The sequence below is a fragment of the Psychrobacter sp. 1U1 genome, from assembly GCF_051847535.1.
In the GTDB taxonomy this organism is placed as follows: domain Bacteria; phylum Pseudomonadota; class Gammaproteobacteria; order Pseudomonadales; family Moraxellaceae; genus Psychrobacter; species Psychrobacter saeujeotis.
In genome coordinates this window covers 66,830-85,287 of sequence record NZ_JBPYDD010000008.1, presented here as the reverse complement: position 1 = coordinate 85,287, position 18,458 = coordinate 66,830, and the positions used below count along the sequence as shown (strand labels likewise).

18 protein-coding genes and 1 tRNA gene are annotated in these 18,458 nt (G+C 42.2%); 7 read left to right on the top strand and 12 right to left on the bottom strand.

Annotated features, from left to right (window positions below; all coding sequences use genetic code 11):
- Window positions 1-11: 11 nt before the first annotated feature.
- The 10 genes from rplB to ACS8FB_RS12140 form a co-directional block, all read right to left on the bottom strand.
- A complete protein-coding gene (rplB, locus tag ACS8FB_RS12185; protein WP_299221467.1) occupies window positions 12-842 on the bottom strand; it encodes a 50S ribosomal protein L2 in 831 nt (276 codons plus the stop codon).
- 11 nt (window positions 843-853) lie between these two features.
- Entirely contained in the window at window positions 854-1,204 is a 351-nt protein-coding gene (rplW, locus tag ACS8FB_RS12180; protein WP_299221470.1) for a 50S ribosomal protein L23, read from the bottom strand.
- On the bottom strand, window positions 1,201-1,803 hold the full coding sequence (gene rplD, locus ACS8FB_RS12175; RefSeq protein WP_299221473.1) for a 50S ribosomal protein L4: 603 nt from the start codon (window positions 1,801-1,803) through the stop codon (window positions 1,201-1,203). Before rplD ends, rplW begins: the two co-directional genes overlap by 4 nt.
- A gap of 14 nt (window positions 1,804-1,817) precedes the next feature.
- Window positions 1,818-2,456, bottom strand: a complete 639-nt coding sequence (gene rplC, locus ACS8FB_RS12170) for a 50S ribosomal protein L3 (protein WP_058368261.1) — start codon at window positions 2,454-2,456, stop codon at window positions 1,818-1,820.
- A 49-nt stretch (window positions 2,457-2,505) separates the two neighbouring features.
- Complete coding sequence (rpsJ, locus tag ACS8FB_RS12165; protein WP_010196670.1) at window positions 2,506-2,817, bottom strand: 30S ribosomal protein S10; 312 nt, start codon at window positions 2,815-2,817, stop codon at window positions 2,506-2,508.
- Window positions 2,818-3,206: 389 nt separating this feature from the next.
- Window positions 3,207-4,817: an Rne/Rng family ribonuclease gene (locus tag ACS8FB_RS12160; RefSeq protein ID WP_439263259.1), complete on the bottom strand. Its 1,611-nt coding sequence runs from the start codon at window positions 4,815-4,817 to the stop codon at window positions 3,207-3,209.
- A gap of 137 nt (window positions 4,818-4,954) precedes the next feature.
- Window positions 4,955-5,638, bottom strand: coding sequence for a Maf family protein (locus ACS8FB_RS12155; protein ID WP_439263257.1), 684 nt, complete (start codon window positions 5,636-5,638; stop codon window positions 4,955-4,957).
- A 74-nt stretch (window positions 5,639-5,712) separates the two neighbouring features.
- On the bottom strand, window positions 5,713-6,198 hold the full coding sequence (gene mreD, locus ACS8FB_RS12150) for a rod shape-determining protein MreD (protein WP_439263255.1): 486 nt from the start codon (window positions 6,196-6,198) through the stop codon (window positions 5,713-5,715).
- A gap of 22 nt (window positions 6,199-6,220) precedes the next feature.
- Window positions 6,221-7,087: a rod shape-determining protein MreC gene (gene mreC, locus ACS8FB_RS12145; RefSeq protein ID WP_439263254.1), complete on the bottom strand. Its 867-nt coding sequence runs from the start codon at window positions 7,085-7,087 to the stop codon at window positions 6,221-6,223.
- A gap of 196 nt (window positions 7,088-7,283) precedes the next feature.
- Window positions 7,284-8,312 carry a rod shape-determining protein gene (locus ACS8FB_RS12140; RefSeq protein WP_299221487.1) on the bottom strand — a complete coding sequence of 343 codons (1,029 nt, stop codon included), beginning with the start codon at window positions 8,310-8,312 and terminating at the stop codon, window positions 7,284-7,286.
- Window positions 8,313-8,824: 512 nt separating this feature from the next.
- Here ACS8FB_RS12140 and gatC point away from each other — a divergent pair.
- From gatC to ACS8FB_RS12110, 6 genes are all read left to right on the top strand, one after another.
- Window positions 8,825-9,139 (top strand): Asp-tRNA(Asn)/Glu-tRNA(Gln) amidotransferase subunit GatC, encoded by a 315-nt coding sequence (gene gatC, locus ACS8FB_RS12135; RefSeq protein WP_299221490.1) that lies wholly within the window; start codon window positions 8,825-8,827, stop codon window positions 9,137-9,139.
- 70 nt (window positions 9,140-9,209) lie between these two features.
- Complete coding sequence (gene gatA / locus ACS8FB_RS12130; RefSeq protein ID WP_299221493.1) at window positions 9,210-10,706, top strand: Asp-tRNA(Asn)/Glu-tRNA(Gln) amidotransferase subunit GatA; 1,497 nt, start codon at window positions 9,210-9,212, stop codon at window positions 10,704-10,706.
- A gap of 80 nt (window positions 10,707-10,786) precedes the next feature.
- The gene (locus ACS8FB_RS12125; protein ID WP_439263252.1) at window positions 10,787-11,125 is read left to right on the top strand and encodes a hypothetical protein; all 339 of its coding nucleotides are present in this window, start codon (window positions 10,787-10,789) and stop codon (window positions 11,123-11,125) included.
- Window positions 11,126-11,501: 376 nt separating this feature from the next.
- Window positions 11,502-13,004 (top strand): Asp-tRNA(Asn)/Glu-tRNA(Gln) amidotransferase subunit GatB, encoded by a 1,503-nt coding sequence (gene gatB, locus ACS8FB_RS12120; protein WP_439263250.1) that lies wholly within the window; start codon window positions 11,502-11,504, stop codon window positions 13,002-13,004.
- Window positions 13,005-13,118: 114 nt separating this feature from the next.
- Window positions 13,119-13,195 (top strand) — tRNA-Pro (locus ACS8FB_RS12115).
- Between the two features lie 587 nt (window positions 13,196-13,782).
- On the top strand, window positions 13,783-15,579 hold the full coding sequence (locus ACS8FB_RS12110) for an acyltransferase family protein (protein ID WP_439263249.1): 1,797 nt from the start codon (window positions 13,783-13,785) through the stop codon (window positions 15,577-15,579).
- Between the two features lie 74 nt (window positions 15,580-15,653).
- On the opposite strand, the gene ACS8FB_RS12105 is transcribed toward ACS8FB_RS12110, so the two are convergent.
- Complete coding sequence (locus ACS8FB_RS12105) at window positions 15,654-15,956, bottom strand: monooxygenase (RefSeq protein WP_439263248.1); 303 nt, start codon at window positions 15,954-15,956, stop codon at window positions 15,654-15,656.
- Window positions 15,957-16,109: 153 nt separating this feature from the next.
- Here ACS8FB_RS12105 and ACS8FB_RS12100 point away from each other — a divergent pair, with 153 nt between their 5' ends.
- On the top strand, window positions 16,110-17,072 hold the full coding sequence (locus ACS8FB_RS12100) for a DUF1853 family protein (protein WP_439263247.1): 963 nt from the start codon (window positions 16,110-16,112) through the stop codon (window positions 17,070-17,072).
- Window positions 17,073-17,079: 7 nt separating this feature from the next.
- Here the strand turns inward: ACS8FB_RS12100 and ACS8FB_RS12095 are convergent, their stop codons facing one another.
- On the bottom strand, window positions 17,080-18,387 hold the full coding sequence (locus ACS8FB_RS12095) for a hypothetical protein (RefSeq protein WP_439263246.1): 1,308 nt from the start codon (window positions 18,385-18,387) through the stop codon (window positions 17,080-17,082).
- Window positions 18,388-18,458 lie beyond the last annotated feature (71 nt).

Here is an 18,458-nt window from a genome sequence, read left to right as displayed (position 1 = left end):
AGATTCTTCCTTTATTTCTTCTTGGCGCGACGGCGACGAATGATCATACTGTCAGTACGCTTATTGTGACGCGTTTTCAGTCCTTTAGACTTCTGACCCCAAGGGCTGGTTGGATGGCGACCTTTATTACGGCCTTCACCACCACCATGTGGGTGATCAACCGGGTTCATCGCAACACCACGAACCGTAGGACGAACACCGCGCCAACGTGAAGCACCAGCTTTACCAAGTGATTTCAGGTTGTTTTCAGTGTTAGAGACTTCACCGATAACTGCACGGCAATTAACGTGTACACGGCGAGTTTCACCAGAACGTAGACGAAGAATCGCATAAATACCATCACGACCTAGCAACTGAACACTAGCACCCGCAGAACGAGCCATCTGTGCACCTTTACCGATTTTAAGCTCGATATTGTGAATCACAGTACCCAATGGGATGTTTTTAAGCGGTAGGCAGTTACCTGGACGAATTGGTGAAGTTTCACCTGACATTACAGTGTCACCAACTGCTTGTTTTTTAGCAGCGATGATGTAACGACGTTCGCCATCAGCATATTTTAGTAATGCAATATGTGCAGTACGGTTAGGATCGTATTCGATACGCTCTACCGTTGCTGGAATATTGTCTTTAGTACGCTTAAAGTCAATAATACGATAATGATGCTTATGACCACCGCCAACGTGGCGAGTCGTTATGCGACCATTGTTATTACGACCACCTGACTTACTTTTTGATTCGACAAGTGCTGCATAAGGACGACCTTTGTAAAGGTGTGGATGCACCACTTTTTCAACAAAACGACGGCCTGGTGATGTTGGCTTTGCTTTTACGATAGGCATGATTGTAATCCTTATTCGTTGTTCGCTGTTTCACTAGTAGAGTCAGTCGCGCTTGCAACTTCTTCACCAGCATCAGCCATTTGTACATCTTGACCAGCTTTTAAGGTAACATAGGCTTTTTTAAAGTCATTACGACGGCCAATGCTTTTACCAAAACGCTTTGTCTTACCTTTAACATTCAAAGTGTTCACTTTAGTAACTTCAACACCTTCAAACATCAACTCAACTGCTTTTTTGACTTCAAGCTTAGTAGCATTAGAGTCAACTTTAAATACCTGTACACCAAGTGAGTCACCAAGCATTTGAGATTTTTCTGAGAAGACAGGCCCTCTTAAGACCTGATAAAGTCTTGCGTTATTCATGCTAGTGCTTCCTCAAATTGTTTCGCAGCTTCAACTGACATGATCACTTTATCAAAAGCAATCAAACTCACTGGATCCACTTCAGATGTACCAAGTACATTGACATGTGGGATATTGCGAGCAGCTAAGTATAAGTTTTCGTCAACTTCTTTAGTAACGATAAGTGCACGAGGTGCATTTAAATCACTTAACTTTGCGATCAGCTCTTTGGTCTTAGGTGCAGACAAAGTCAATTCTTCAACCAAAATCAGACGCTCTTGACGTACCAATTCGGCTAGGATGCACTGCATAGCACCGCGATACATTTTGCGGTTAACTTTCTGTGACCAGTCTTGTGGTTTTGCCGCGAATGCACGACCACCAGAACGCCAGATTGGGCTACGAATAGAACCTGCACGAGCGCGACCAGTACCTTTTTGGCGCCATGGCTTAATACCACCGCCAGAAACTTCGGCACGGGTCTTTTGCGCACGTGTACCTTGACGAGCACCTGCAAGATATGCAGTGACGACTTGATGCACTAATGCTTCGTTGAATTCACGACCAAAAGCCGTATCAGAAAGCTCAACCGCCGCACCTGTAACTGTTTTTAAATCCACGTTAATCCCCTTGCTTAGGCTTTGATTGACGGACGTACGATAACGTCGCCACCGGTGGCACCTGGGATAGCACCCTTGATGACAAGTAACCCTTTTTCGGCATCAACCGAAACCACTTCTAGGCCTTGAACGGTGACACGTTTGTTACCCATCTGACCTGGCATCTTTTTGCCTTTGAATACTTTACCTGGTGACTGGTTTTGACCAGTTGAACCAAGGGCACGATGAGATACTGAGTTACCATGAGTGGCATCTTGCATGCTAAAGTTGTGACGCTTTACGCCGCCTTGAAAGCCTTTACCTTTACTCTGTCCTGTGACATCAACCATCTGACCTTGTTCGAACAAGTCAGCTAGGATCTCACCACCAATCTCACGACCTTCAAGATCGCTATCATTGGCACGAAATTCCCAAACACCACGACCAGCTTTTACGCCAGCTTTTGCGAAGTGACCTTTCTGTGCGGCTGTTACGCGGCTGTCACGACGAGTACCTGTGGTGATTTGAATGGCTTGATAGCCATCTACATCAGTATTTTTTAATTGAGTAATGCGGTTTGCACTAACCTCAATCACTGTTACAGGGATAGAGGCACCTGTTTCAGTGAAGATACGGGTCATGCCGCATTTTTTACCGACTAAACCGATCGCCATTTTAGACCTCTTTATATCTTATATTAATGAGTTGGGCGTTTAATATGCATTAACCCAAAGCAATTTGAACGTCAACGCCCGCCGCTAAGTCTAACTTCATTAACGCGTCCACAGTTTTGTCAGTAGGCTGAACAATGTCAACCATACGCTTATGAGTACGGATTTCGTACTGATCACGTGCGTCTTTATTGACGTGTGGCGAAGTTAGAACGTTGAAGCGCTCAATGCGAGTCGGCAACGGTACAGGACCACAAACTTGCGCACCGGTGCGCTTTGCAGTATCAACGATCTCTTGTGCAGATTGATCAATCAAACGATGATCAAAAGACTTAAGACGGATACGGATTCTCTGGTTAGCCATGCCAGCAAGCTCCTAATATGTGCTCTTGTCATTCTTGCTTTGCAAGTAAATGAGCAAAAGCCGTTTGGTTAAATATTCACTTAAAGCGGCCTTCTGTTCTTAACCAGAATGAGTTCTTTAGCGGAACTTATAGCGTGCTAAAAGCAAAATAGTTTAAAGCCCCGCCAACCCTCCTATTCATATAGAGGTCAGCAAAGGCATAATGAAATAGTGCTAGAAACGATGCTCTAGCTGTCATAGCGCTGGCTGTTTTATTAGCTGCGCGTATATAATTCAGTGGTGTGTATTATACAGAGTATTTATCTGATTGCAAGTCTCTTGTAAAAAGGCCTCTTAAGAAAGCATCGTTTTCAAATTATGGGAAAATGAAGTCTTACTTTAAACCATATTCAATCTAAAACAATATCATATTGTTCTTGGGTATATAGGTTTTCTACTTCAAATGTAATCACTCGTCCTAACAAATACTCAAGATCTGCAACGGTATCTGCTTCTGAGGTTAGCAATAAATCAATAACTGCAGCATGAGCCACGACGGTAAACTTCTTTGGTGAATTATAAGTACGAGCACAGCGCATCATTTCACGAAATATCTCAAAACAAACCGTTTCAGCTGTTTTGACAAACCCGCGACCTTGACAAGTTGAACAAGGCTCACACAGTTGCTGACCTAAAGACTCACGCGTACGCTTACGCGTCATTTCAACGAGGCCTAGCTCACTCACTTGAGTGATATTGGTTTTAGCATAGTCTTGTGCCAGTTGTTCTTGCAGACTTGTTAATACATCATTTTTATGTTCTTGTTCTAACATATCAATGAAGTCTAGTATGATAATACCACCTAAATTACGCAGACGCAGTTGGCGAGCAATGGCATGCGTGGCTTCAAGGTTGGTCTTGTAGACAGTATCTTCTAGTGAGCGGCCGCCAACGAAAGAGCCGGTGTTGACATCGATAGTGGTCATTGCCTCTGTCTGATCAATGATAAGATAGCCACCAGATTTTAGATCGACACGGCGTTTTAAGGCATCGCGTAGGTCGTCCTCGACACGGTGCACGTCGAACAACGCTGGCTCGGCGGTATAATGTACGATTCGCTCATATACAAAAGGCACAAACTCTTTGGCAAAATATCGTACTTGCTCATAAACTTGCGCATTATCGATAATGACTTTTTCAGTATCAGCATGAACCAAGTCACGTATCGAGCGCAGTGGTAACGATAACTCTTGATAAATAAGCTCAGAGCTTTGATGATGATTTATCTCTTGGCGACGCGCACAAATAGTTCGCCACAGCTGGACAAGGTAATAAATATCTTCTTCAAGTTTGTTCACAGGTACGCGCTCAGCAGCGGTACGAGCGATCAAACCACCTTTTAAACTGACTGTCTGCATCAAACTTGTCAGCTCAGTCTTTAAGCGAGTACGCTCATCTTCGCTATCAATACGTTGAGAGATGCCAACATGATCGCTTGATGGCAGATACACAAGATACCGTGATGGTAATGAGATATTGGTAGTCAAGCGTGCGCCTTTACTCCCTAGCTGATCTTTGGTTACTTGTACAAGGATACGTTGACCTTCGTGCAGACGATGCTGGATAAGTGTTTTAGTAACAGGAATCACCTCTGTACTGCGCGTTCTGACCACAGGTGGCGTGACGGCCAAGCCTTCCATAGTATCTGCAACTGGACTAGCCCCCGTAGCGGCAGTTTGTTTATGGTTATCATCGTCAACTATGGTATTTTTATTTTCGACGACTGGGCGCGGCTCACGTTGCATATCATTAACATGTAAAAATGCGGTTCGTGATTGACCGATATCAACAAATGCCGCCTGCATACCAGGCAACACGCGGACAACCGTTCCCAGATAAATATTACCAACCAAACCCAATTTATGATGGCGCTCTATATAAATCTCACCGAGCACGCCATTATCTAGAACAGCCACGCGGCATTCCATTGGGCTGATATTCATTAGCAGCTCTTCAGACATATTTTTTCTCTTATTTATTACTTATGGTACTTATTAATATTGAAATCACAGTCTAACAAATGTCCCATCATGGTGCCCACTACCCTGCCGTGTCATTATGTGTCTGCTTACTTTTACATCTACCTTATAAACAGTCTTTATGTTTGTTTATTCTTAGATTTTTGGACCTTAGCTGCTTCATCGATTAATTCTAACGTTTGCGCCAACGGTAAGCCCACGACATTGGTATAGCTACCATTGATACGCGTCACCCAAGCAGCCGCTAAACCTTGAATAGCATAACCCCCTGCCTTGTCAGCAGGCTCGCCACTGTCCCAATAATCACGCATCATATTTTGTGTTAAAGGAACAAAGGTGACATCTGTCGATTCAATGATTTGTTTTTGCCAGACAGCTTTTAATGGTCTGTCGTTTAGCTCTTTTACTTCGTCAGCGAATGATACTAAGGTTGCTTGTACGGCAGTCCATACTTGATGAGAGCTATCAGACATTTGCTGCCACATGCGGTAGGCATGAGCGCGATCTGCTGGCTTGACAAGAACTGTGTGACCATCAGGTAATACACCGATAGTATCAGCTGTTAGAACAATAAATGATGTGGCAAGTTTGCATGATTTGAAAGAGTCATGACGATAATTTGTCTTTAGTTGCACGATAGCTGCGTCAGCCTTGGCCGCAATCATGCGTTGAATATACTCTTTTGGAGACTCATTGTCGTTGGGAGTCTCATCAATATCAACGCTCATGACATCAAGCTCGAGCTTGGCATCGCTCAGAAGCTTACGACGACGCAGCGAACCAGACGCCAATATAATAGTCATTACTACCCTCTTATTATTGTCAGGACTTATTATTCTTAAATTAAATGCTGTGCAAAAACTGACGTATGAATCATCTAACGCGTAAATCCACGCAATATTAACAGTATGAGAGGCCAGCTTAAGATGCTCATCAACAAAGACAATCCTGACTGTGCGATGAATAAACTTTGAGTCATCAATTGTAATATCCATAGAGTAAGCTGAAAAACAATCAACCCAATAGCTGCTAAAAACCAGGCGCTAAATGTATTTAACTGCTTAACTTGAAGACTGCAAACCCTAAGTGCCAACACCATGACGACTGCTGCAAATGCTTGCTGTCCAAGATGAGTATCCATCAACAAATCAGCAATAATACCAACCACAAAGGCGGTAAAGACTCCAACATATCGCGGCTGAAACAACAACCAAAATATCAATACCATCATTAAGATCATGGGACGTAAAGCTGCCATGCTTGGGCTTAGTGGATAGACACTAGGTGATGAGGCAACCACAAAACTCAATATGATTGCGATAAGCATCTTACTAGATGAATGCTCAGAGTTTGAAAGTGCCATGAATGCTTGCCTTAACGATTGATTAACGACTGGCAGGTAGTGGTAATTCGGTGTCAGTATACGTCACCTTATCTTGTAAGATAAGCACATAAGCATTATCAACAAAGTTGGCAGCAGGTGATACCTCAATCGTTCTAAAATTGTCGGCTTGAGTGTCTGTAATGCGGGTAATACGGCCGACACGATAGCCCGCTGGAATACGGCCGCCTAAACCGGAAGATACTAGCTCGTCGCCAATACGTATATCCGAGGTTTTGAATACGTAATTAAGGCTCAGTGAGGTTGGAATACCTGCACCGGTGACAATGGCACGTTGACCAGTACGCTTGATGGTTACAGCAACTGATTGCTGCTCGTCTGTGATGAGTAACAAGCGGCTGGTATTGGGATAGACATTGATAATTTGCCCTAAAATACCATTTTCATCAATCACCGTTTGCCCCACTTGAACACCATCTTGCGCGCCTTTATTGAGCACTACGATCTGTTTGAGTAAATTGGTATCGGTGCCAATCACTTGTGCTAAATTTAAATCAAACAAATCAGGCTTGGTCGTTGATAAGATACCTTGTAAGCGGGCATTTTGCGCCAAGATATAATCTTGCTGCTGAAGCTTTGCTTTTGCATGAATCAGTTGCGACTTTAATTGTACGTTTTGGCGGCGTAAAGCTTCTTTTGATTGTATGCTACCGCGTGCCCAGTGTTCAGCATAGCTTGGTAATAAAGAAAATTCATAGATAGGCTGCATGGCAGCATGACTAATACTACGGACAGGTTTAAACAACTCCGGATTTTTGCTATCAAACCACATGATAATTAACGCCACTATTAATACAATAGCAGTTTTACGAAGTGCGAGTGGCTGACGAGCAAAAATACTTGGGATCATAGGGCATCTAATTTGATCGGTACCCAGCGCGGGGTATAAAGCTATTATGCGCGAACATAATGGCGTATGCTAGTTGTTGATACAACAAAGGCAGCCATATTGACCGCCTTTGTTCAGTGATTCATTTTAGCCTAGGTTTATTATCTACAAGTGACCAGAATCACTATTGCAAGTAACCAAAGCGCTTATAAAAGCTTTATACAAAAATCATATTTAAGCTTTTGTTATTAATAAAATCAAGCGCAATACCGCCACCACGACTGACACAAGTAAGGGGGTCTTCTGCAACAGTAACTGGTAGACCAGTCTCTTTTGAAATAAGCTTATCCAAATCACGTAATAATGCACCACCCCCAGTTAGGACAATACCGCGCTCGGCGATATCTGATGACAACTCAGGCGGGGTTTGTTCAAGTGCAGCTTTTACTGCACTGACGATACCACTTAGCGGATCGCTTAATGCTTTTTGGATTTCTTCTGAATTGATGATAAACGTCTTAGGTACGCCTTCTGCCATACTACGGCCACGGACTTCTACTTCTAAGTTGCTCTCTTCGTTGAGCGCCGAGCCCACTTCCTGCTTGATACGTTCGGCGGTTGTCTCACCAATCACACAACCATGGGTACGGCGTACATGAGTAATAATCGCGTCATCAAACATATCACCGCCAATGCGGATCGACTCGGCATACACACAGCCAGACAGTGCGATAACAGCAATCTCAGTGGTACCGCCACCGATATCGACGACCATCGAACCACTGGCCTCATGAACCGGCATTCCTGCACCGATAGCTGCGGCCATCGGCTCTTCTAATAGCAGTACTTTGTTAGCGCCCGCTGATGACACTGCTTCACGAATAGCCTTTCGCTCAACCAGAGTCGACTTACAAGGTACGCAAACCACGACATTGGGCTGTGCCATAAAACGTTTGGCTTTTACTTTGGCAATAAAATGCTTTAGCATCTTTTGGGTGACTTCAAAGTCAGCGATGACCCCGTCTTTCAATGGACGAATGGCAGTAATATTGGCAGGAGTACGTCCAAGCATTTGCTTGGCATCAAGACCAACAGCAGCGACGGTCGGGTTTTGCGTACGGTTGCTACGTAAGGCGACCACCGTAGGCTCATCGAGCACTACCCCTTTATTAGGAATAAAAATTAAGGTGTTCGCAGTACCAAGGTCGATAGCGATATTATTCGATAAAAATCCAAACGGGTTCATTAATATATCCAGCGGCTTACAAATGAGATGACTGAGGCGATGCTTATTAGTATCAAGTAGAGAGCGGTTAAAGACTCAAACAAACAAAAACGTATCTTTGCGATAGGTTTGAATCATGCAATACTGACTAGAAACTAAAAGTGAGATAAATTATACCGATTTAGTCTCAAAAAAACATCGTTATTTACACTGTAAAGTAAGTATTATTTAATCAAAAAATAGACCCTAATAAATCAATTAAGTGATTTTTCAATAGCGTTTATCGCTATATCGTACTTTCGCCAAACAATGTGCGGCTACTTTACCGTATTTAGCAAGTTAATTGTTAGGCAATTGAAAATAAATCAATAACTGTATCGTCACAGTACCAGTTGTTTGTGATTATGCAGCAATCTAACACAGCGCTCTGTAAACTTAGGCCAGATGCTTTATAATAAACTTACTCTATATACGATATTATTTTAGTAGTCATATACCTACTCTAACAAAAACTGTCTTTAACTGGAGAAATTATGTCACAGCAACCTGCAACGTCCGACAGCAATGTTAGTCGTGAAGAAATTTTAGAAGTTGCCAATTTGGCCCGTTTAGGTGTCGATGCAAGTACGGCGAGCAGTTACGCTGACGATATCAGTAAGGTGCTAACCCTTATGCAAACTCTTGGTAACGTCGATACAGATGGTGTCAAACCTCTATCAAATATTCATGAGGCTTGCCAAGAGTTGCGCACTGACGTGGCAAAACACGATATCAATCGTGCACGTAATCAGTCAGTTGCGCCCGCTGTAGAAGATGGACTATATCTGGTACCGCAGGTCATTGAATAGTCCGCTGTACTGATATTTACGTTTATTTTCTTACATTTTATGCTATTAACATTTTGACGGACGACACCTTATGTCTGAACTTCATCTATTGAGTACCCAGCAGCTTGTCACAGGCTTACAAGACAAACAATTTAGCAGCCTTGAGCTGACTGACCATTATATCAAGCGCATTGACGCGCTAGATGGCAAGATTAATAGTTTTATCACACGAACCTCTGAGACGGCACGCGCCCAAGCACAGGCAGCTGATGAGATGCGAGCACAAGGCGATAAAAGACGTCTGCTCGGGGTGCCAATGGCGCATAAAGACATCTTTTGTACCCAAGGCGTACTGACCACTTGTGGTTCTAAAATGCTTCATAACTTTGTCTCACCTTATAACGCCACTATCGTCTCCAACATCGATAAAGCGGGCATGATTAGCTTAGGTAAGCTCAATATGGACGAGTTTGCGATGGGCTCAGACAACAGTAGCTCATACTATGGGACCGTACAAAATCCCTGGAACCTAGAGCGTGTCCCTGGCGGCTCATCTGGTGGTAGTGCCGCCGCTGTCGCCGCAGGTTTTGTGCCAGTGGCAACAGGTAGTGATACTGGAGGCTCTATTCGTCAGCCTGCATCATTTTGCGGCTTGACAGGTATCAAGCCCACTTATGGCCGTGTATCGCGCTTCGGTATGATCGCCTACGCCTCAAGTCTTGACCAAGCCGGTAGCATGGGTCGTAGCGCCAAAGACTGCGCGTATCTACTACAGCCGATGATCGGTCATGATCCGCGTGATGCAACCTCTATCAAATATGATATGCCTGATTACGTACAAGACCTTAATGATGCAGAGGCAGCCGCCGGTGACAAGCCCTTTGATGGTCTACGTATCGGTGTCGCAAAAGAATACTTCAGTGAAGGGCTTGATAGCGAGGTCGAACAAGCGGTCCGTGCGGCTCTCAAACAGTATGAAGATCTGGGCGCAACCATTGTAGAGGTGAACATTACTGATCCTGAGATCACCCTTGCCACCTACTACATGCTAGCGCCTGCCGAAGCATCATCTAACCTCTCGCGCTTCGATGGCGTACGCTTTGGCTATCGCTGTGAAAACCCAACCGATCTAGTCGATCTATATACACGCTCACGCTCTGAAGGTTTTGGTCCTGAAGTACAACGTCGTATCTTGACGGGTACCTATGCATTGTCTGCAGGTTATTTTGATGCTTATTATACAAAAGCACAAAGAATACGCCGCTTAATCGTACAAGATTTCGATGAAGCATTTGCCGATTGTGATGTGATTGCCAGCCCAACCTCTCCAACGGCAGCTTACAAACTTAGTGAAGACCTTGATCCTGCAACGATGTACTTAGGTGATGTCTACACCATCGCGGTTAACTTGGCCGGTCTACCTGCACTCAGTCAGCCAGTTGGTTTGACCTCAGAGGGCTTACCTATTGGCTTGCAATTGATTGGTCAATATTGGCAAGAAAGTAAGCTGTTGGCTACCGCGCATTTATTCCAGCAGCATACAGATCACCATTTGCAATCTTCTGCTATCGCCGAGAAGGCGGTTTAATACTCCGTTATAGTCAAATAACTTACCGTATAATATGCGCAAAAATTTGACTCCACTTTTAGCTTCACTGGAGATATACAATGAGTTTTCTTAACATGATGAAGCAAGACTATCGCTTAGATGATAATCAAGCTCTAACTTTAAAGACAGATCTTAAAAACTTGGAAACCTTTTTTGATGAAAACTTTGAGGACACGCCAAGTTTTTTTCAGACGTTTTACGATAAGTTTGAAAAGATTATTGCCCCTTACGGCTTTATAGAGGGGGATGCTAAACAAGCTGAACCTTTGGTAAGTAGCTTGTACAGTCAAGGTAAGTTTAGAATTTTGATGAGCTATGTTATTTCTGCTTTTTATCAAAGTGGCGGGAGTAGTGAGATATTTGCAGATACCTATACGCAGATGCAGAACCATCACTAAAGCTTGCTATTTAAGCAGTTACAGTCTGGTTTTCGCACACTATTATAGCCATTGTAAAAAGACGGAAATGCTAGTGAGAATTGTAAAGTGTTCCCTACGCTTCCTAAAGATGAATGGCTTGATTTACGAGTACTAATTATTGGCACTAGAAAATAGTGAAGTCTGCCATAACAAGATCGTTTAGCCTTGATTGAGGAAAAGCGAAGCACTGTTTTGTTCGAGCTTAAGGGAACTTGTATTATCGTAAATTTCGAAGCAAAAAGTAGCGAAAAGCAGGATAAGCTACGAAAAATTTATTGCAAATAATGATAGTAAGTCACGACTATAACTTTATAGCTTAACGATTATTTATTTTAATTTTTGATAGGATTTTATAATGGAAATGACAGAATTTGCAGTTCGCAAAGAATTGCTCGTCGATGGTTACGAGGTGGTGATCGGGATTGAGATTCATTGTCAGCTAAATACCGAAAGCAAGTTATTCTCGAGCGCACCGACCGACTTCGGTCATGAGCCAAATAGCCAGGCCAGCATCGTCGATTTGGGTCTGCCTGGTGTTTTGCCAGTTTTAAATGCTGGAGTGGTCGATCGTGCCCTAAAATTTGGCATTGGTGTCAATGCTGAGCTGGGGTTATTCAACACTTTTGATCGCAAAAACTATTTTTACCCTGATTTACCTAAAGGCTACCAGATTACCCAGATGGTCCACCCTATCGTTGGCAAAGGTTATATCGATGTGGTGGTGAATGAAGGCGAGAAAAACGAGTACCCAAAACGCATGGGTATCACACGCGCGCATTTAGAAGAAGACGCTGGTAAATCCGTACATGATGCTGTCGATGGTATGACGGGCGTCGATCTAAACCGTGCGGGTACGCCGCTGGTCGAAATTGTCTCTGAGCCAGACATGCGCTCTGCTCACGAAGCACTTGCTTATATAAAAGCCATTCATCAGCTGGTTACGTGGCTTGGCATCTCAGATGCTGTCATGGCAGAAGGCTCATTTCGCTGTGACTGTAACGTCTCTGTGCGTAAACCAGGCGACGAGCTTGGCACACGAACTGAGCTGAAAAACCTAAACTCGTTCCGCTTTATCGAACGTGCCATCAATCGCGAAATCGAGCGTCAAATCGATATCATCGAGGATGGCGGTCAAGTCGTGCAAGCAACGATGCTCTATGATCCAGAGCGCGATGAAACGCGTACCATGCGTACCAAAGAGGACGCCAACGACTATCGCTACTTCCCTGACCCTGACTTGCTGCCAGTACGTATTGAGCAGCATACGATTGATGAGATTAAAGCGGCAATGCCTGAGCTACCTGTTGCTCGACGTGCGCGTTTTGAAGAAGCGCTCGGTCTGTCAGAGTACGATGCTCGTATATTGACCGGTAGCCGCCAGCTTGCCGATTATTTTGAAGATGTAGTCGCAGAGATCGGGCAGCAAGATGCGAAGATGGCCGGCAACTGGGTCATGGGCGAGCTGCTGGGTGCATTGAATAAAGATGATAAAGACATCGTTGACTCCCCTATCAGCGCTAAGCAATTGGCTGGTATGCTGGAGCGTATCAAAGACGACACTCTATCTGGCAAATTGGCTAAGAAAGTCTTTAGTGCCTTATATGAACGCGCGGGCGGCAACGATGATGACGCAGCAGATAAAATCATCAAAGAAAAAGGACTTAAGCAAGAAACCGATACGGGCGCCATTAAGGCCATGGTTGAAGACGTCATTGCAAACAATCAAACGATGGTAGATGAGTATAAAGGCGGTAAGCAAAAAGCCTTTAATGGTCTGGTCGGCCAAGTCATGAAAGCCAGTCGCGGTAGTGCCAACCCGCAGCAAGTCAATCAAATTTTAAAAGAGCTGCTGGATTAAGACGAATGGCAAATCTGTCATACTAACTATAGTACGTAGAAATGTGTTGTAAATTTTAAGCAAAACAAATAGCTCTTGCAATATGCCTAATTTTGCGTAAAATAGTCAGTCATTCGGGGCGTAGCGCAGTCTGGTAGCGCACCACACTGGGGGTGTGGTGGTCGCAGGTTCAAATCCTGCCGTTCCGACCAAACATAGTAGTAATACAGAAAAGCCAATCATTGTTTTCAATGGTTGGCTTTTTTTGTGTTTTAATTTCTAAAATAACAACGGGATTTGAAATACAATTTATTAAATAATACGATTGTTCCAATTCATAGTAGATTTACAAAATTATAAGTTGACTTTATCTCATGTATTTAAGTTAAAGAAAAAACACCACCTTTACTAAGTATTTAAGATGAAGCATATATGGTGAGATAGCTACATATTACTGCTAATAAACTCGTTGTCATCTTCAGCTAAATAATAATTGAGATAAATTTACCTTTCTCAAAGGTCAATACATAGTCAGTGCAATATATCTCATCATCATAAAAGATTATTTATAATGATTTATTCAGTTTTCATAGAATGACTAGCCAATACAATAGCTTCAAGTTTATCTTCATGCTATTGAACCATTATCCAAATAACACCAAATCTTTGTTCCAAACTATAGTTTATTAGTATACAATATATTCGCATATGTGATTATATAGTAACTTTCGGTAAGCATTGATTACTACTTTCTAATTACTTACTCATCTTATCAATGACAACTTATCGGTAATTAATTATGAATTACAGAGCAGATATACAGATCCTTAGAGGTATTTCCGTTGTACTTGTTGTGTTATTCCATCTTGGCTTTAGCTCAATAAAAAGTGGCTTTCTAGGTGTTGATGTATTCTTTGTTATTAGCGGCTTTCTAATGGCTATCTTATATAAAAAGGATGATATAACAGGTTTTTATTTAAGAAGAGCTAAACGATTGCTACCAGCTTATTACGCTACAATCTTTTTCACTTTAATATTTTCCTATTTTTTGACTACTCCAAATGAAACTGTTCAAGTCAGTAAACAGGCACTATATGCAGTTCCTTTTTTATCCAACATAGGTTTTTGGTTCCAAGACTCTTATTTTAGCAATTCTCATTTCAATCCTTTACTACACCTTTGGTCATTAGGGGTTGAAATACAGTTCTACTTAATAGTACCACTGCTGTACTGGTTCTTTACAAAGCTAAAAATTAACTATTGGCTCACGATGATAGTGAGCTTAGCTTTATGTTTTATTATGGTCGAATTTTCGCCTAAAACGTCGTTTTTTCTTGTTCCCTTTAGGCTTTGGGAGTTCTTAATTGGGTATGGCGCTGCTCACTTCCTAACCAACCAAGGCAATGTAAAGTATACAAAATATAAGTGGTTGGGTCTTATAGGCTTGATTGTAATTTTTATAATTCCGTTACTTTCTGTCAGTGGCGAAGCAAGAAGTGCAGTAAATGGTCATCCTGGTCTATACGCCCTATTTGTAAGTTTGGCAACGGCAACCGTTCTAGCTTTTGGAATACCATCTCTTATAGAGCGTTCATATATATCTAAGGTACTCGAAAAACTTGGTAAATACTCATACTCTATTTATTTAGCTCACTTTCCTGTGATAGTGATCTATCTGTCAAAACCTTTTGATGGAACAAACTTAACGATTCCAAGTCTCAAAGATGGTATTACGTTGTTCATACTTGTCTGTATAGCATCAACACTTCTGTACTACTTTTTTGAACATAAAAGATCTAAATACAATATAAAGAACTATGCTTTAACTGCGAGTGCCTTATTAATAGGCTTAGTATTAGTATTACCTTCTGTTCAAAAGGAATTTTATTCAGAAAAAGAATTGCTTATATTCAATGCATCTTCAGATAAAGGGCCTTTTCGTTGTGGCGTAGTAACACAAAAACTTGAGAAGTTCATTACATCTTGTGATTTGACTGGTGACATTGAGCAATCTGAAGAAAACATAATGTTTGTTGGCAATAGTCATAGTGATTCTGTAAAAGAACACTTCACTGAACTGGCTATTAAAAACGGTACTAAATTATTTATTCCAATTTCAAATACGTTCTTGTCAAAGGGTACGGCTCGTCCAAAAACGGTAGTTGATGATTCAATTGAGAACAAAGTTAGTAAAATCGTAATACATTCTTCACCTGATTCTATTTCGAATGACACTATAAACGAGGTCATCAAACTATCTAAGTCAGCTGGAATTAAAGTATATTTTATTGAACCAGTTCCAACATGGGATAAGAACATTCCAACTTATATGTACAAAAAAATGAAGGGCGAAAAACAGCCTTCAATTCAGAAAACAAAAAAGGATTACCTAAGTGAAAATGCTGATCAAATTCGCTTTGTCAGATCAATAGATGACGATAACTTTATATCATTCCCTGTAGTAGACTATTTTTGCGCGTCAGAATGTCGTTACGTATCCAAAGAGGGGAAACCTTTATATTTTGATAAACACCATCTGACCACCACTGGAAGCTACCAACTATCAGATGTTTTTACTAAAATACTTAAAGACTAGGTTTTCGAAAGCGCAACAAAAAAGCCAGCCTCTTAAATCCAAGCGCTGGCTTTTATTATCCTAATTACTATCAATTAAAAACTCGCTTTCGTAATCTTACTCAGCGCTTCATTAATTTTGAAAGTTTTTGATTTAATGTCAGTAAAGCCAAACGACTCTAAACGCTCAGTATGCTTGGCGAGATATCGATTGGCATCATCCAAGTTATCAAATACATAAATACCGCCCGCTTCTTGCGTCTCTTCGTTTTCTGTCCATAGCTTATAGACCAGCCCGCTCTCGTTCGCGATGTCTTTAGCGAGCTCTTGCGTAGATTCAAAGAATTTATCGTCAAAAGGGCCACTATAAGGGAAGTCGATTTGCAAAAGATATTTCATAGTTTAATCCTCATTATTATTTGATCTCTCATTTCATGATCGACGAATCTATGCTGCCAGATACGTTCAATCTTAACATCGTACGATTGACTATAGACTTTTCCCAAGCGAGCAGTTAGGGTAAATGCTCTACAACTTACTTCGGTTTATTCTATGTCCGAGCCTATCGCTCATTCATTGTCCATACTTACAAATCATGCGCCTTGGGAAGCGTACCAGCGTCCTTATGTACGTGATTTGGCATACGTGCTGGCGTGCCCCAATGTATTGACAGGATGGCTGGATTTTGCACCCTATCAAAACACACATACGGTATCGGTACACAGTGCCAGCTTTTGGCAACAGCAGTTTGACGCCTATCAGCAGCGTTTAGAAGAGCTTGATACCACCAATGCTTATCAGGAGTTGACGCGCTATCTACTGACACGACCCAGTCCCAATCGTTTGGGTTTTCACTTTGAGGGGTTATTGTCTTTTTGGTTAGCAGATGGTTTTGCACGCCAGTTGCATCCATATGAGACACTCGCTAGTAATGTACAGCTATTTAATGGCAAGCAAACCTCTGGCGAGCTTGACTTGATTTTATACAACCATAAAGAGGCAGTCACTGAACATTGGGAGCTGGCCATTAAGTTTTTTATGGGATCAGCGCCTTTTGCGCCTGAAAACTGGGTTGGGATTAACTCAAACGACAATCTACAGCGCAAAATGACCCATATGCAGACCAAACAATTTCGTACTATATGGGTAGATACTAAGGATCACGGGCAAGTCAAAATTGATAAGCGTTATGGTGTTATAAAAGGACGGTTCTTTTTGCCCATCAATACGACTGATTTTATTTATCCCGCTTGGCTTTCACTAAGCTTTCCTATGCATGAATGGTGCGATAAATGGGATAAGGATAATCTGACGACAATTGATATGACGACCCTTCGACGCGCAAATTATATCGAATGGTTTACGAAACGCAGCTTTTATGACAGCTACGATGGACAGAAGCCACAGATAGCTTGGCCAGACGATACGCCACCTAGAACAGGACTATACTTTGAAGGTAATCAGCCGATAGTCATTTATCCCAAGCAGCGTGACCCTAAAATGGGTAATTCTTAATGATGGCCTACCATGAGTAACGTCCATATAAGCTAACTTCACTGCGCTGGGCTTTTTCTGAGTCAAGACTGTCGGTGAGTAACTTGATACCGCCATACTGACTGTCTACAGCAAGCCCTAACGCTTGTGTTTGCGGCTCTATCAAACCAGTGATAGTGAGTGGATAATAATCTTCATTGGTTTGATAGCTTGCTGACAACTGATATAAGTCTTGGATATCATTCACTTGACCATGGACACCGATCTGCCATTGAGGGTTTAGCTCATGTATGAGACTGCCTTCAACGCGCCATGGCAATGTTTGCGTGATATCATCAGTGTCGAGTTGACCTTCAGTCGTATCTATAGGTCGTCTATTGGCATCATAATCTAGTATATATTGCGTACTAGGTGTATCTTTCCAATGCATACGTCCCAGAAGATCATAACCACGGACAGATAACTGCGTGCGATCCGTTAATGTACCTGTCAAATTTATATCTAACGAATAACCATAGCCCGTTGGTTTGTTGGGATACCAATTTAGATCCTCCTCCCCAAGTGCTGGCTCATCGTAATAGTAATCTACATAAGTCTTCGTTCTATTTAGACGGTCTATATTTCTAACTATTTCGCTATCAGGGTATGCTTGTGATGTAATACTGCCCTTAGCTTCACCGTCAAGCAAATGTAAACCTTTCCAAATGTTGGCATAAGTGGTTAGCTGCCAATTGGACGTTAATTGCTGAGCAAAACCCACATTCGCGCCAATACGTTCATTATGCCGTGCATCTAACTCTAAAGCATAAGTTTGATTCTGATTGGGGAGTTGCTTATTTTGATACTGCCAGTACAAGTCTGCGGTTTCTTGACTAAATGTCATCATATAATCATAACGCCACGCCAGACCATAGCTGATCGGACTGTCAGCTGGGCGTACATTGAGTGACGCGCGCCCCTGTGCGTAGGCATGCTTTCCAGAATCTAAAGGCGCATCCCAATCTTTGATAAAAGCTGCAATAGGCTGCGCTGGACTATGAGCACTCGCCATCACTGTCCAATCAATTTGTGTGTCTGACTTCTTAGTAGCTATAAATGGTGTAGATACTAAAGAAGGCGTTAAATTTTTCTCTAAAATCGAGTCATCACCAGTAAGTTGATAAACTATTGAGGACTCTTGCGCGATAGCAGATATTGAAATCCCAGTGCTCACGATAACCAATACAGTACGTATGGTATAGGCCGTCTGATAGCGTGTCTTAACAGACTGAATAAATTGTGGTACAAACAGAACCTGTGCAAATAACATACGCACGGACGAGCACAAAAAGGCCATGACATTCTTCCATAAATTAAAAGGCACAAAAAAGAGACAGGGCTAGCTGTCTCTTCTTTCCATGATCAATA